The organism is Paraburkholderia sp. GAS199, from assembly GCF_050436585.1.
In the GTDB taxonomy this organism is placed as follows: Bacteria; Pseudomonadota; Gammaproteobacteria; order Burkholderiales; family Burkholderiaceae; genus Paraburkholderia.
In genome coordinates this window covers 503,216-518,431 of sequence record NZ_JBNDMM010000007.1, presented here as the reverse complement: position 1 = coordinate 518,431, position 15,216 = coordinate 503,216, and the positions used below count along the sequence as shown (strand labels likewise).

10 protein-coding genes are annotated in these 15,216 nt (G+C 63.0%); 5 read left to right on the top strand and 5 right to left on the bottom strand.

What is annotated here, in order from left to right:
- Window positions 1–40 precede the first annotated feature (40 nt).
- Both mutS and P3T18_RS26740 read left to right on the top strand, forming a co-directional pair.
- Window positions 41–2,743: a DNA mismatch repair protein MutS gene (gene mutS, locus P3T18_RS26745; protein ID WP_429302951.1), complete on the top strand. Its 2,703-nt coding sequence runs from the start codon at window positions 41–43 to the stop codon at window positions 2,741–2,743.
- Window positions 2,730–4,154, top strand: a complete 1,425-nt coding sequence (locus P3T18_RS26740) for a hypothetical protein (RefSeq protein WP_429302950.1) — start codon at window positions 2,730–2,732, stop codon at window positions 4,152–4,154. The genes mutS and P3T18_RS26740 overlap by 14 nt, the downstream gene beginning before the upstream one ends.
- Here the strand turns inward: P3T18_RS26740 and P3T18_RS26735 are convergent.
- Entirely contained in the window at window positions 4,134–4,676 is a 543-nt protein-coding gene (locus P3T18_RS26735) for an FKBP-type peptidyl-prolyl cis-trans isomerase (protein ID WP_429302949.1), read from the bottom strand. The two genes, P3T18_RS26740 and P3T18_RS26735, sit on opposite strands and share 21 nt — an antisense overlap.
- A 32-nt stretch (window positions 4,677–4,708) precedes the next feature.
- On the opposite strand from P3T18_RS26735, the gene P3T18_RS26730 reads away from it, so the two are divergent.
- Window positions 4,709–5,959 carry a JmjC domain-containing protein gene (locus P3T18_RS26730; protein ID WP_429302948.1) on the top strand — a complete coding sequence of 417 codons (1,251 nt, stop codon included), beginning with the start codon at window positions 4,709–4,711 and terminating at the stop codon, window positions 5,957–5,959.
- A 233-nt stretch (window positions 5,960–6,192) separates the two neighbouring features.
- Complete coding sequence (locus P3T18_RS26725) at window positions 6,193–6,456, top strand: hypothetical protein (RefSeq protein WP_175053705.1); 264 nt, start codon at window positions 6,193–6,195, stop codon at window positions 6,454–6,456.
- A gap of 146 nt (window positions 6,457–6,602) precedes the next feature.
- Here the strand turns inward: P3T18_RS26725 and P3T18_RS26720 are convergent, their stop codons facing one another.
- From P3T18_RS26720 to P3T18_RS26710, 3 genes are all read right to left on the bottom strand, one after another.
- Window positions 6,603–8,861, bottom strand: coding sequence for an ATP-dependent DNA helicase (locus P3T18_RS26720; protein ID WP_429302947.1), 2,259 nt, complete (start codon window positions 8,859–8,861; stop codon window positions 6,603–6,605).
- A gap of 63 nt (window positions 8,862–8,924) precedes the next feature.
- Entirely contained in the window at window positions 8,925–9,143 is a 219-nt protein-coding gene (locus P3T18_RS26715) for a DUF465 domain-containing protein (protein ID WP_429302946.1), read from the bottom strand.
- A 166-nt stretch (window positions 9,144–9,309) separates the two neighbouring features.
- The gene (locus P3T18_RS26710; protein ID WP_429302945.1) at window positions 9,310–10,131 is read right to left on the bottom strand and encodes a hypothetical protein; all 822 of its coding nucleotides are present in this window, start codon (window positions 10,129–10,131) and stop codon (window positions 9,310–9,312) included.
- A 530-nt stretch (window positions 10,132–10,661) separates the two neighbouring features.
- On the opposite strand from P3T18_RS26710, the gene P3T18_RS26705 reads away from it, so the two are divergent.
- Entirely contained in the window at window positions 10,662–13,004 is a 2,343-nt protein-coding gene (locus tag P3T18_RS26705; protein WP_429302944.1) for a Tex family protein, read from the top strand.
- Between the two features lie 154 nt (window positions 13,005–13,158).
- Here P3T18_RS26705 and P3T18_RS26700 read toward each other — a convergent pair whose 3' ends face one another.
- A complete protein-coding gene (locus P3T18_RS26700; protein ID WP_429302943.1) occupies window positions 13,159–15,045 on the bottom strand; it encodes a potassium transporter Kup in 1,887 nt (628 codons plus the stop codon).
- Window positions 15,046–15,216 lie beyond the last annotated feature (171 nt).

The following is a 15,216-nucleotide window of genomic DNA, read 5'->3' as shown; positions in this document are numbered from 1 at the left end:
GGCGTCTAAGTAAGTATGGGCAAACTGCCCGAGGAGCAGGATGGACAAGGCTTTACAGGTCGCAGAGGCCCACCAGACTGGGGGCAGCGAGAAGTTACATACGCCGATGATGCAGCAGTATCTGCGCATCAAGGCTGACCATCCGGGCACGCTCGTGTTCTACCGGATGGGCGACTTCTACGAACTCTTTTTCGAAGACGCAGAGAAAGCCGCGCGTCTGCTCGATCTGACACTCACGCAGCGTGGCGCATCGGCGGGCAATCCGATCAAGATGGCGGGCGTGCCGCATCACGCGGTCGAGCAATATCTCGCCAAGCTCGTGAAGCTCGGCGAATCCGTGGCGATCTGCGAGCAGATCGGCGATCCGGCCACGTCGAAAGGTCCGGTCGAGCGCAAGGTGGTGCGCGTCGTCACACCCGGCACGCTGACCGACGCCGCCCTGCTCTCGGACAAAAACGACGTCTACCTGATGGCGATGTGCGTGGCGCACAATCGTCGCGGTGTCGCGACCAGCGTGGGACTCGCCTGGCTGAATCTGGCGAGCGGCGCATTGCGTCTCGCCGAAGTCGCACCGGACCAGGTCGCGGCCGCGCTGGAACGGATTCGTCCGGCGGAGATTCTGGTGGCGGACTCCCCCGCCGACGCCGCGAGCTGGACACCGCCCGTCAACGCCGGCGCGCTCACCCGCGTACCGGTCTGGCATTTCGACATCACGTCCGGCACGCAGCGTTTGTGCGATCAGCTGGAAGTGGCGGGACTCGACGGTTTCGGTGCGCATTCGCTGACTTGCGCCTGCGGCGCGGCCGGCGCATTACTGCTGTACGCGGCGGCCACGCAAGGTCAGCAGTTGCGCCATGTGCGCAGCCTGAAAGTGGAATACGAGTCCGAATATATCGGCCTCGACCCGGCCACGCGCCGCAATCTCGAACTCACGGAAACGCTGCGCGGCACCGAATCGCCCACGCTGTGTTCGCTGCTCGACACCTGCTGCACGACCATGGGCAGCCGGCTGCTGCGTCACTGGCTGCATCATCCGCCGCGCGAATCGGCCGTGGCGCAGGCGCGTCAGCAGGCAATCGGCGCGCTGCTCGATGCGCCGGCCGGCACGAGCGTGGATTCGCTGCGCGCAGCGTTGCGGCAAATTTCCGACATCGAACGCATCACAGGACGCCTCGCGCTGCTGTCGGCGCGACCACGCGATCTGTCGAGCCTGCGCGACACGTTCATCGCGCTGCCCGAACTGCGCGCGCAACTCGCCGCCGTTTCGTCGAACGCGGATTCGCTCGCACGTATCGACGCGTCGCTGGAGCCGCCCTTGGCGTGCGTGGAGTTGCTCCAGCGCGCGGTTGCGCAGGAGCCGTCGGCGATGGTGCGCGACGGCGGCGTGATTGCGCGTGGTTACGACGCAGACCTCGACGAGCTACGCGATATCTCCGAGAACTGCGGGCAGTTCCTGATCGACCTCGAAACGCGTGAACGGGCGCGCACTGGCATCGGCAATCTGCGTGTCGAGTACAACAAGGTGCACGGCTTCTACATCGAAGTGACGCGCGGTCAAACGGACAAAGTGCCGGACGACTACCGCCGCCGTCAAACGCTGAAGAACGCCGAGCGCTACATCACGCCCGAACTCAAGACGTTCGAAGACAAGGCGCTGTCGGCGCAGGAACGCGCGCTGGCCCGCGAACGCGCGCTGTACGACGCGCTGTTGCAGGCGCTGCTGCCGTTCATTCCCGATTGCCAGCGTGTCGCCTCCGCGCTCGCCGAACTCGACTTGCTGGCGGCCTTCGCGGAACGCGCCCGCGCACTCGACTGGGTCGCGCCCACGTTCTCGGCAGACGCCGGCATCGAGATCGAACAAGGACGTCACCCTGTCGTGGAAGCGCAGGTCGAGCAGTTCATCGCCAACGACTGCACGCTCACCGTCGATCGCAAACTGTTGCTGATTACCGGCCCGAACATGGGCGGTAAGTCGACCTTCATGCGGCAGACCGCGCTGATCGCGCTGCTGGCGTATGTCGGCAGCTATGTGCCGGCGCGGCGCGCGGCTTTCGGTCCGATCGACCGCATCTTCACGCGCATCGGCGCGGCCGACGATCTGGCCGGCGGACGTTCGACCTTCATGGTCGAGATGACCGAAGCCGCCGCGATTCTCAACGACGCCACGCCACAGAGTCTCGTGCTGATGGACGAGATCGGCCGCGGCACGTCCACCTTTGACGGCCTCGCGCTCGCGTGGGCCATCGCGCGTCACCTGCTGTCGCACAACGGCTGTCACACGCTGTTCGCCACGCACTACTTCGAGCTGACGCAACTGCCCGCCGAGTTTCCGCACGCGGCCAACGTGCACCTGTCCGCCGTCGAACACGGACACGGCATCGTGTTCCTGCACGCCGTGAACGAAGGACCGGCGAACCAGAGCTACGGTCTGCAGGTGGCGCAATTGGCTGGTGTGCCGAACGCGGTCATTCGCGCAGCGCGCAAGCACCTCGCGCACCTCGAACAACAATCGGCCGCGCAGCCCGCGCCTCAACTCGACCTGTTCGCCGCACCGTTGCCGATGCTGCTCGAAGACGCCGACGACGAGCACGACGGCAAGCCACAGGCGGCGCTCACGCCCGAACTGGAAACGCTCGTCGAGCGTCTGCGCGCGCTCGATCCGAACGACCTCCGGCCGCGTGAAGCGCTCGATCTGCTGTACGAACTGCATGACCTGGCCGCCGCGCCGGATGCGGACCGCTGAAACACACAGGCCCTCGCAGCGTCCGCGCCACTCACGAGGCGCGGCGCTGAATCTCGCCGCGCGACTGGCGCGCGCCTCGCTCGCTTCCGCCATATCGCTCGGTGTGTTCGCGTCCGCAACGACGGCGGCTCATGCCGCATCCACGCAATACGCGTTCGCCGTCATCGCGAACACGATGCAAAGCTCCGCGGACGAACCGTCCGCGCAACGTCTGATCGAGGCGATCAACCGCGATCGCGACGTGTCGTTCATCGTCTACGACGGCAATCTCAAAGGCGCGAAGGAAGCGTGCCGTGACACGCTTTACGAACGACGCCAGGCGCTGCTCGAAACCGCGCGCACCGCCCTCTTCTTCATTCCGGGCCAGCACGACTGGGCCGATTGCGGCACCACCGAAGCCGGTGGCTTCGATCCGGTCGAACGGCTCGATCTGCTGCGCCAGATGTTTTTCACCGACGCTTCGTCGATGGGACAAAACCCGTTGCCGTTGACGCGCGAGAGCGAAGTGTCGCGCTTTCATCCCTATCGGGAGAACGTGCGTTGGCAGGTTGGCGATACGGTGTTTGTCGGTCTGAACGCGCCGAGCCCGAATAATCATTATCTGACCGCGGGCGGTCGTAACGGCGAGTTCGAAGATCGCGTGATCGCCAATGCTTTCTGGCTCGAACACGCTGCGGAATATGCGAAACGACGCGATGCGCGCGCGATCGTCGTGTTCATTCAAGGCGACTTCGATCCTGAGCGATACGAACGGCCCGACCGTTTTGCGTGGCTGCGTTTTGCACGCAACACGCGACGCGACGGCTTCCTGGAATTCAAGCGCAGCCTCGTCAAACTCGCGCAGATTTTCCGCGGACCGGTGCTGGTGATTCATTGCGACGACGAACGCGCGAGCGCCGGCTTCACGATCGATCAGCCGCTACGCAATGACAAAGGGGTGCTGGTGACGAATCTCACGCGTGTCGCGCTTGCGCCGCATGATCGTCTGAACCAATGGATTGAGATTGAAGCGGACCTCGGCAGGAAACCGCCGTTCCGCGTGAGCATTCGCGACGTGCCGAAGCAGATGCCAATGCCGGGCGCACCGTCTTCGATCACGCCTATGCAGCGAGAAGAGCCGGCCGCCTCGATGCCGGCGGTGCCGACGTTCGGTCCAGCTTCCGAATTGCCGCCGCTCTTGCCGACGCCGGGTCAGCCGTCCGACCAGCAGCAGCCCGAGATGCAGCAGCCATCGCAGCACGGGTCACCGAATGGCGGCGGTGGCAGCGGCAGTATGAGCGGCGGTGACGGCAATGGCCAGTACGGGCCGGCGATGTCTGCACCGCCGCCCCCGGTCATCGCGCCGCGTGCGCCGGGCGCTTCTTCAAGCGCCTACGGCGTGCCGGCAAGCTCAGTGCAGCGTGGGCCCTGACTTGTCGCCTTCGTCTTCCTCGTCGTCTTCATCGAGAACTTCGAGGCCGTCGGCGCCATGCGCGTGCTCGTGCTGGATTTCGTCTTCCGTTGCCGGACGCACGTCTTTCACGGTGAGCGCGAAACGCAACGCCATGCCTGCGAGCGGATGGTTGCCGTCGAGCACGACCTTGTCTTCGGCGACGTCGGTCACGACGTAGACGAGCGAATCGAGGTCTTCATCGCCTTCTTCCGGCGTGCCTTCGAATTGCATGCCGACTTCGAGCGGTTCCGGGAAGCGATCGCGCGGCTCGATCTTCACGAGATCGGGATCGTATTCGCCGAACGCATCTTGCGGCTCGAGCTGGATCTGGGTCTCGAAGCCGGCCTCGTGGCCGTCGAGCTCTTCCTCGATCTTGGGGAACGTGCCATCATAGCCGCCGTGCAGATAGACCATCGGCTCGTCGCTCTCTTCGATCAGATTGCCCTGCGCATCCGACAGCTTGTAAGCGACCGACACGACGGTGTTCTTTGCGATTTTCATTCGATTCTCCAGAATACAACTCACATTATACGATGCCCAAGCGGCCCACTGACCACCCGGCCGAAGCAGTATCGGCACGTAATTCGTCGTCGGCTTCAAAGCAGGCGCAGCCTGTTCTGCCGCCCTCGCCCGACACGCCCACGCCTTTGCTCGGCAATCTGACGCCGTCGCAATTCATGCGCCGGTACTGGCAGAAAAAGCCGCTGCTGATCCGGCAAGCCATTCCGGATATCGAGGCGCCGCTTTCCCGCGACGAGTTCTTCGAGCTGGCCGATCGCGACGAAGTCGAAGCGCGTCTGATCACGCACTTTCGAAACAGATGGCAACTGGAGCATGGTCCGTTCGCGGCCGACGAATTGCCATCGCTCAGGCAGCGCGCGTGGACTCTGCTCGTTCAGGGCGTCGATCTTTACGACGACCGCGCGCGCGCATTGCTCGACCGTTTCCGCTTCGTACCCGATGCGCGTCTCGACGACCTGATGATCTCCTACGCAACAGACGGCGGAGGCGTCGGCCCGCACTTCGACTCCTACGACGTGTTCCTGTTGCAGGTCAAAGGCAAACGCCGCTGGCGCATCGGCGCGCAGAAAGATCTGACGCTCCAACCCGGCCTTCCTTTGAAAGTTTTACAGCATTTCGAGCCGGAAGAAGAGTGGTTGCTGGAGCCCGGCGACATGCTTTATCTGCCGCCGCATATCGCGCACGACGGTATTGCGGAAGGCGAATGCATGACCTGTTCGATCGGTTTTCGCGCGCCTTCCGCGAGCGAACTGACCTCGCAGTTCCTCTACCATCTGGCCGAGCGCGGCGAGTCGGTCACCTCGGCGGGCGGTCACTATCGCGATCCGAAACAGCCTGCGGTCGAGCGTCCGGCGGAGTTGCCCGCGGCGTTGATCGAAAGGGTTGGCGCGATCCTTGCTCAAGTGAAGTGGAATGAGCAGGATATTGCGTCGTTCCTTGGCACGTATCTCAGCGAACCCAAGCCGAGTGTCGTCTTCGATCCGCCGCAAAAGCCGCTCAACGAAGCCCGTTTTATCGCTCTTGCAACGAAGTCAGGTATTCGACTCGACCGCAAGACTAATCTGTTGTACAACCGCCGTTTTTTCTTCGTAAATGGAGAGGAAACGTCACTCGATGGCGCAAAAAAGTGGTTGTTTGAACTCGCTGATAACCGCTGTATGAGTGCGAAACGCTTTGTAACACTCTCACACGATTCGTCGGTGACAGCACTGCTGCACGAGTGGTATTGTGCGGGCTGGATACAAGTAGGCGAGCTTGCGTAACTCCGCCTACCTGCTATACCCCGTACTGTGAAAATTTGTATGAGAAAGACAACGTATTGACCCCGGATTTATGGATTGTCAGTACGAAAGTGCATATAATTTCCGCCCAAGCCGTAGGGAAGATTCTAGCTCGTCAAAAGAGCGTCTCCACCAACGGCCCAGGTCGATGTTGGAGCACATTACCGGTATTATTTTGCGCTGTTGCTTACCTTTAACCATAAAAGGACGTGATCATGAAGAAATCCCTCCTCGTAGCATCCCTGTTGGCAGCTGTGGCACTGGCTGCATGCAACAAGAGCAACGACCAAGCCGCTGCACCGGCTGCTAGCGACGCTGCTGCTGCTTCGGCACCGGCTGCTGCAGCTTCGGATTCGGCTGCTGCTGCTTCGGGTGCTGCTGCTGCTGCGAGCGACGCTGCTGCTTCGGCTACGACCGCTGCTTCGGACGCAGGCGCTGCTGCTTCGGCTGCTGCTCCGGCTTCGGGCGCAAGCCAGTAAGCTGTCGCATAGGGTTCGCCTCTGGGCGAAAACTGTTTCGGGAAATCCTTTCGATTTCCCGGGCAGTAAAGCAAAACGCCACGGATTCACATCCGTGGCGTTTTGTCATTTAAGCGCCGTTTTTCAACGGCATTGGCTGAATAGATTTATTGCTTCGGCATTTCGTTCTTCTCTTCGAAGAACTCGCGCACGACTTCAATCTCGCGTGTACGTTTGAATGGCGGCAGGCTTTGCCATATACGACGCCCATAAGGTTTGTCGACAAGACGCGTATCGCAGATCATCAGCACGCCGCGATCGGTCTCGGCGCGAATCAAACGCCCTGCGCCCTGCTTCAACGTAATGACCGCCTGCGGCAATTGATGCACGGCGAACGGACTCAAGCCCTTCTTGGTCAACGCATCGAGACGCGCCGACAACACCGGATCGTCCGGCGGTGCGAATGGCAGCTTGTCGATCACCACCAGCGACAACGCATCGCCACGCACGTCCACGCCTTCCCAGAAGCTCTGGCTGCCCACCAGAATGGCATTGCCGTACGAGCGAAAACGATCCAGCAATTCCGTGCGACTCGCGTCGCCTTGCACGAGCAACGGATAGTCCCAACCACGCGAATCGATCACGTCGCGCAGCTTGGCCGAAATGCGATCGACCGCGCGCAGCGTCGTGCACAACATGAATACGCCGCCGCCCGATGCCTCGATGGCCGGCAGGGCCGCGTCGAACACGGCGTCGGTGAACGTCGGCGAAGACGGCTGCGGCAGATTGCGCGGCACGTACAGCAAGCCTTGCGTCGGATAGTCGAACGGGCTCGGCAAGGTCATCGAACGCTTCGCGTTCAACCCCATCTGCGCGGCATAGTGCGTGAAGTCGCCACGCACCGACAAGGTCGCGGACGTGAAAATCCAGGCGCGTGGCACACCGGCGCGTTGCTTGGCGAAAATCGGCGCCACCGATAACGGCGTTTCGTGCAACTGGACCGTGTGCGAGAACACTTCGATCCAGCGCACTTTCTCATTCGGATCGGCACGCTCGGCCTTGCCGTCGGATGAAGCGGTCTCCGCGGCTTCGCGTTCGGTTTGCGTAGGCGGCGTGGTCCAGCCGGACAACACCGCTTGCAACTCGCGCGCGCGCCGCAGACATGCACCGATCGACTCGGCACGCTCAGCCTGACCGGCCAACGCGGAAGCCAGCGCGTCGAGTTCCGTTTCCAGCGTTTCGAGCGCCGGAAACAGCGGATGATCGTCCGGCAGTTGACCGATCGACAGACGCACCGAGTCTTCCCGGAAAGCGAGCCGCACGTCGCGCGCCGCGCGCTCGAGCGTGGCACCGAGCTTGACCCAATCGACCGCCTCACGCGCATGACCCAGCCCCTCGGCCACGCAATCGCGCGCGAGTTCCAGGAACTGCGTGGTGGACAGCGTCTCGCCGAAGAACAGCGTGGCGGTTTCCGGCAGTTGATGCGCTTCGTCGAAGATGACGGTGTTCGCGGTGGGCAGCAACTCCGCCATGCCGGTATCGCGCAACATGATGTCGGCGAAAAACAGGTGGTGATTCACCACGACGATATCGGCCTGCTGCGCCTCGCGCCGCGCCTGCATCACGAAGCACTCCTTGTAATGCGGACACTCCTGCCCAAGACAGTTTTCGCGCGTGGACGTCACCATCGACCACACCGCCGCCGTCTCCGGCACGCTCGCGAGTTCGGCCTTGTCGCCGGTACGCGTGATCTTGGCGAAGCGGATGATGTCCTGCAGATACGAGGTTTCCTGACGCGAAGGCAGGCGGCCGTTATCCGCGGTGCGCTGCAGATAGTAGTGACACAGATAGTTCGCGCGTCCCTTGAGCATTGCGACCGAAACCGGCACGGCGAGTGCGTCGCGCACAGTGGGAATGTCGCGCTGGAAAAGTTGGTCCTGCAAGTGCTTGGTGCCGGTCGACACGATGACCTTGCCGCCCCACAGCATGGCCGGCACGAGATAGGCGTAGGTCTTGCCCGTACCGGTTCCGGCTTCCACGATCAGCGTGTTTTCGCTGCCGTCCAGCGCGGACGATTCGTCGGCTTCGGCGGCCTCTGCGGATGCGTCCGCGCCAGCGCCCTGCAGACGCCGTGCCGGCCGCTTCTGCGCCTCGAACATGGCGGGCTCGGGCATGGCGCGACCGGAGGCTTCCATGGCCGCGGCGACGGCGCGCGACATCTCGATCTGAGACGCACGCGAACGGTAGCCGTCGATCTGGCGAGCCAGCAAACCGTTGTCGGCGAAGATCTCGTCGAGCTCGGCAATGCGGCGCGGATTCAATGCCGCGGAAAGCGGCGACGCCGGCGCTCGCACCGCGACCGTGCCGGTGGCGGGCGCGTCGCCGTCGGGCGCGGCGCGGGATGAGGTTTCAAGCGGAGAATTCAAGGCAAGCGTTTCCTGCAAAGTCCGGTGCGCGCGGGGCGACCCGGCGCCTGCCAGGCCGCGAACTCAGGCGCGTGCGTCCGGTTCGAGCTGCAATTGCAGCAAGATGATGGTGTCCTTGACTTTGAGTTTGCGCTTTTTCAGGCGCTGCAACTCGAAGTCGTCGATGCCGGGCTCGTTCGAGATCCGATCGATCAACCGATCGAGCCCGCTGTGCTCCGATTCCAGCTGCAGAATGCGATCGCGAAGTGTATCCGCGGTGATGACGTGATGTTGATCGCGCATGCTCGCCTCCTCTCGTGAGCGGCTTCGCGCTGCATGGCACAGCCCGAAGCCGGAGGTTGCTGTCCGGCCTGAAACGCGCTACGGCCATTTACGGCCATTACGTTTCACACTGCTGCCGCAACCCATCCAGCGAGCGCGCGAACCCGAGGTTCCGACGACGGCGGAACTACTGGTCCTGTTGCTGCTTCTGCTGCTGTTCGAGTTGCTGCTGCTGTTTCAACTGATCCTGACGCTTCTGTTCGGCTTTCTCGGCGGCCTGCTTCTGACGCGCTTCGACATCGGCCTTGTGCTGCGCGGCGTCGGCCTGCTTCTTCTCGAAACTCTGCTGCTTCTGCACGCGCTCCTCGGCTTTCTGCGCGCCCTGCTGCTGCGCCTGCTGGAGTTTGCGCTGGAAATCGCCCTGCTTCTGATCGTACGCCTGCTGGTTGGCGGCGGCTTGCGACGGACTCACGCCACGTTGCGCCTGATCGAGCGCATGCTGACGCTGCTTGTCCTGATAGGCCTGCGCGTTCGCGCTGCGCTGCGGCGCCTCGGCTGCGCGTTGAGCCTGATCGAGCTGATGCTGACGTTGCTTGTCTTCGTAAGCCTGAGCGTTGCGCGCGTCGTCGGCGGCACGTTGCGGTGCGGCAGCGTCTTCCTGCGCGCGCTTGAGCGCGGCCTGTTCGTCGCGCTGACGGGCACGTTGTGCACGCTGCTCGCCGTCGAGCGCGAGTTGTTCCTTGCGGATATCCGCCTGCACGACACGCATCGCATCGCGCGCCTTGCCGAGGCAGTGGTTCACGAAGAACGTGCTGTAGCAATTGTGCGCGGCCACGCCGTAGCGGTAGTTGTTTTCTTCGGTGCGCTGGTCGAGCGCCTTTTGCCGTGCGTCGAACGCGTTGTTCGACGCGGCTTCGTTTGCGTCTGCCGCGTCAGTGGCGTTGCCGGCATCGGTGGCGTTAGCCGTGGTGCCGGACGCATCCGCCGCGCCCACGGCTTTCGTTGACATTGCATCCGAAGCGCCGAGCGCTTGCGCGCTTGCGGACACAGGCAGCGCAAGCGCGGCCATCGCGACGACGGCCGCCGCAACAGCCTGACTCAGCCGCGTGGCACACGATACAAGCGATGTCTCTCTGGTTGCGAGCACCGGCACGGGCGCGGACTCGACCACGACCCGCCGCGACGAGATGAGCGAAACCAGCGGCAGGCGCACTGAAAAGCGCAATGAAAACAGCGGCGGTTGTGACAAGCGAGAGACCAAGCGGGAGCCCAGGCGGTTGAGAGACAAGGAGATCGGCAACGTCGTAGTGGGTCAACGGAACATGCCCGAAATTCTATCACCCTGCGGTTGAGCCCTTTGGCATTTATGGCAAAATGCCCCGCTCCAGCAACCTGGTCGCGGCACGCCCGTCCGGCGCGGCTCGTGCGGCGCATGCCGGGCGCGCGGCAGGCGCGGATTCACCGCGTGGCTTCAGGCGGTGCGCCCAGTGCGCCGTCGGCGCGCGACCTCTGATTGAGCAGCAGGAACACCAAGACCTTATGACGGAAACCGTAGCACTCAAGATCGTACAGCGCATCGCCGCCGAACTGTCCGTCCAGCCGCGCCAGGTCGCGGCCGCGGTGCAACTTCTCGACGAAGGAGCGACTGTTCCGTTCATCGCCCGCTACCGGAAGGAAGTGACCGACAATCTCGACGACACGCAGCTGCGCAATCTCGAGGAACGTCTGCTGTATCTGCGCGAACTGGAAGACCGCCGCGCCACGATCATCGCCAGCATCGACGAGCAGGGCAAGCTCACCGACGAACTGCGCGCCGCGATCGAAGGTGCCGACAGCAAGCAGGTGCTGGAAGACCTGTATCTGCCGTACAAACCCAAGCGCCGCACGCGCGCGCAGATCGCCCGCGAAGCCGGCTTGCAGCCGCTCGCCGACGCGTTGCTGGCCAATCCCCTGCTCGATCCGCAAACCGAAGCTGCAGCCTATGTCGATGCAGAGAAAGGCGTCGCCGACGTGAAGGCCGCTCTCGACGGCGCGCGCGACATCCTCTCGGAACAGTTCGGCGAAACCGCGGAACTGCTCGGCAAGCTGCGCGATTACCTGTTCAACCAGGGCGTGGTGTCGTCGAAAGTGGTGGAAGGCAAGGAAAATGCGGAAGAAGAAAAATTCCGCGACTACTACGACTACGCCGAAACCATCCGTACCGTGCCGTCGCATCGCGCGCTGGCGCTGTTCCGCGGCCGCAACGCGGGCGTGCTGATGGTCAAGCTCGGGCTTGGCGAAGAACTCGACGCGCAGGTGCCGCATCCGGGCGAAGCGCTGATCGCACGTCACTTCGGCATTGCCAACCAGAATCGCCCCGCCGACAAGTGGCTGGCCGACGCGTGCCGCTGGTGCTGGCGCGTCAAGGTGCAACCGCACATCGAAAACGAGTTGCTGACCAACCTGCGCGACGAAGCCGAGCACGAAGCGATTCGCGTGTTCGCGCGCAACCTGAAGGACCTGCTGCTCGCCGCGCCCGCCGGCCCGAAGGCCGTGATCGGGCTCGACCCCGGCATGCGCACGGGCGTGAAGGTCGCCGTGGTCGACCGCACCGGCAAGGTGCTGGCAACCGACGTCATTTATCCGCACGAACCGCGCCGCGACTGGGACGGCTCGATCGCCAAGCTCGCGCGCCTGTGCGCGCAAACGCAGGCCGAGTTGATCAGCATCGGCAACGGCACGGCCTCGCGTGAGACGGACAAACTCGCCAGCGAACTGATCGCGCGTCATCCGGAATTCAAGCTGCAGAAGATCGTGGTCTCGGAAGCCGGCGCATCGGTGTATTCGGCGTCCGAACTCGCGGCGAAGGAATTCCCCGACATGGACGTGTCGCTGCGCGGCGCGGTGTCGATTGCGCGCCGCCTGCAGGACCCGCTCGCGGAACTGGTGAAGATCGAGCCGAAAGCGATCGGCGTCGGCCAGTACCAGCACGACGTCAATCAGCGCGAACTGGCCCGCTCGCTCGACGCCGTGGTGGAAGACTGCGTGAACGCCGTCGGCGTGGATGCGAATACGGCGTCGGTGGCGTTGCTCGCCCGCGTGTCGGGTTTGAACGCGACGCTCGCGCGCAACATCGTCGATTATCGCGACGCCAACGGTCCGTTCCCGTCGCGCGAGCATCTGCGCAAGGTGCCGCGTCTCGGCGATAAAACCTTCGAACAGGCCGCCGGCTTCCTGCGCATCAACAATGGCGAGAATCCGCTCGACCGTTCGTCGGTTCACCCTGAAGCGTATCCGGTCGTCGAGCGCATGCTGGCGAAAATCAGCAAGCACGTCGGCGAAGTGCTCGGCAATCGTGAGGCGCTGCGCGGCCTGTCGCCGGCGGAATTCGTCGACGAACGTTTCGGTCTGCCGACCGTGCGCGACATTCTGCTCGAACTCGAAAAGCCGGGTCGCGATCCGCGTCCCGAGTTCAAGACCGCGACATTCCGCGAAGGCGTCGAGAAGGTCAGCGACCTGACGCCGGGCATGGTGCTGGAAGGCGTCGTGACGAACGTGGCGGCGTTCGGCGCGTTCATCGACATCGGCGTTCATCAGGACGGTCTGGTGCACGTGTCCGCCATGTCGACGAAGTTCATCAAGGACCCGCACGAAGTGGTCAAGGCCGGCCAGATCGTCAAGGTGAAGGTGCTCGAGGTCGACGTGAAGCGTCAGCGTATCGCGCTCACCATGCGCCTGGACGACGAGTTCGGCGCGGCAGCAGTTCGCAGCGGCGGCTCGCAGCAGGATCGCGGCAACGCGGGTCGTTCGGGCGGCGGTCGCGGCGCCCAGCCGCAACGTTCGCGCGAACCGGAAGCCGGCGGCGCCATGGCTGCAGCTTTCGCCAAACTGAAGCAGAAGTAAGCGGTACGCGCGTCGCGTCGACGCATGGCTGAGGTCATGTGCCGATGTCGAACGCGAATCGCGAAATGAAAAAAGCCCACGCATTGCGTGGGCTTTTTTTGCGCCTCGATACGGCATGAGGCGTTGGCGGTTCGTGGCGTGAATGCCGCGTAACTCAGATCTCGATCTTCGTACCCAACTCCACCACACGATTCGCCGGAATGCTGAAAAAGTCGGTCGGCTTCGCGGCGTTCTGATGCATCCACGCAAACACGCGTTCGCGCCACACCGACATCCCTGGCAATTGCGTCGGCACCACCGTTTCGCGCGCAAGGAAGAACGACGTGTCCATCAGTTCGAAGGTCATGTCGTGCGTGCGACCCACTTCGAGCAGCACGGCCTTCACGTCGGGCGTTTCGTTGAAGCCGTACGAAGCCCGCACGAGATACAGGCCGCCGTCGATCACCTTGACGGTCACGCGCTCGGTATCTTCCACGTAAGGAATGTCACGCGTGACGAAGGTCAGGAAGATGGTGCGCTCGTGCAGCACCTTGTTGTGCTTGAGGTTGTGCAGCAGGCTCACCGGCACGAGCGAGTCGCTCCCGGTCAGATAGATGGCCGTACCCGACACGCGATGCGGCGGATGCGCAAGCAGCCCTTGCAGGAACGGCATGAGCGGAATACCGTCGGCCGCCGTGCGCTCCTTGACGATCATTCTGCCCTTGAACCACGTCATGAGCAGGAAGAACAGCAGCGCGCCGATACCGAGCGGCAGCCAGCCGCCCTCTTCGACCTTGAGCAGATTGGCGCCGAAAAAGCCGAGGTCGATCACCATGAACGCGCCGATGATCATCGCCACCAGCAGCTTGTTCCAGTTCCACACGTTCACCATCACCACGCACGCCAGGATGGTGGTGATCACCATGGTGGCGGTCACCGCGATGCCGTATGCGGCGGCAAGGTTATCCGAACTCTTGAACGCGATGACGATGCACAAAATGATGAATAGCAGCATCCAGTTCACCACCGGCACGTAGATCTGGCCGATCGCCAGTTCCGACGTGTGAAGGATCTTCATACGCGGCACGTAGCCGAGCTGGATCGCCTGGCTCGTGAGCGAATAGGCGCCCGAAATCACGGCCTGCGACGCGATCACGGTCGCGACCGTCGACAGAATCACGAGCGGCAGCAATGCCCAATCGGGCGCGAGCAGGAAGAAGGGATTTTCGATCGCTTTCGGGTCGTGCATCAGCAGCGCGCCCTGGCCAAAATAGTTCAGCACCAGCGAAGGCATCACGAGGAAATACCAGGCCATGCGAATCGGCTTGGCGCCGAAGTGACCCATGTCGGCATAGAGCGCTTCGGCGCCAGTCAGCACCAGCACGACCGAACCGAGCACCACGTAGGCCTGCAAAACGTGCGCGGCCATGAAGCTATACGCGTAGTAAGGGTTGAGCGCGCGGATCACGTTCGGCGACTGCAGGATGTGCCACAGGCCGAGCGCCGCGAGCACCAGAAACCACACCACCATGATCGGTCCGAACAGGCGGCCAACCATGGCCGTGCCGTGCCGCTGGATCCAGAACAGCAACACGAGGATCACCATGGTCAACGGCAGAACGAGATGCGAAAGTTTGGGCGCGGCGATCTCCAGACCTTCGACCGCCGAGATCACGGAGATGGCGGGTGTAATAACCGCGTCGCCGTAGAACATGCAGGCGCCAAAGATGCCGAGCATGACCAGCAGGCCGGCCATTTTCGATTTGTGATCCAGAGAGCGCAATGCCAGCGCCATGAGTGCGAGCACGCCGCCTTCGCCGTTGTTGTCGGCGCGCATGACGAACAGAACGTACTTGATACCGACCACGATCACGATCGCCCAGAACAGCAACGAAATGACCCCGAGAATCGATTGATCGGTCAGCGGAATACCGTGCGACGGGCTGAATGCCTCTTTCAGCGAATACAACGGGCTCGTGCCGATATCGCCGAACACCACTCCGATCGCAGCCAGCGCGAGGGACGGTAAGGGCTGTTTGTGCACGTGATTGTTATCTGTCATAAACGCGAGGAAATCCGTTCCCTGGGCGGAAAAAAACGATCGCTATTCTAAACTGCCCGTCTAGCGCCGCCCGGCTTGTTGTGGATACACCACGTGGATGGTCCGCGCAGTGTAGCACTGCGATTTGACGCCGTCTGCTGCGTTTGGCCGTCCACGCCGATGCGGCTGGCG

Excerpts from the sequence above, each read along its gene's own strand:
- mutS (WP_429302951.1), top strand. The coding sequence starts at position 41 with ATGGACAAGGCTTTACAGGTCGCAGAGGCCCACCAGACTGGGGGCAGC.
- P3T18_RS26740 (WP_429302950.1), top strand. The coding sequence starts at position 2,730 with ATGCGGACCGCTGAAACACACAGGCCCTCGCAGCGTCCGCGCCACTCA.
- P3T18_RS26735 (WP_429302949.1), bottom strand. The coding sequence starts at position 4,676 with ATGAAAATCGCAAAGAACACCGTCGTGTCGGTCGCTTACAAGCTGTCG.
- P3T18_RS26730 (WP_429302948.1), top strand. The coding sequence starts at position 4,709 with ATGCCCAAGCGGCCCACTGACCACCCGGCCGAAGCAGTATCGGCACGT.
- P3T18_RS26725 (WP_175053705.1), top strand. The coding sequence starts at position 6,193 with ATGAAGAAATCCCTCCTCGTAGCATCCCTGTTGGCAGCTGTGGCACTG.
- P3T18_RS26715 (WP_429302946.1), bottom strand. The coding sequence starts at position 9,143 with ATGCGCGATCAACATCACGTCATCACCGCGGATACACTTCGCGATCGC.
- P3T18_RS26710 (WP_429302945.1), bottom strand. The coding sequence starts at position 10,131 with ATGTCAACGAAAGCCGTGGGCGCGGCGGATGCGTCCGGCACCACGGCT.
- P3T18_RS26705 (WP_429302944.1), top strand. The coding sequence starts at position 10,662 with ATGACGGAAACCGTAGCACTCAAGATCGTACAGCGCATCGCCGCCGAA.
- P3T18_RS26700 (WP_429302943.1), bottom strand. The coding sequence starts at position 15,045 with ATGACAGATAACAATCACGTGCACAAACAGCCCTTACCGTCCCTCGCG.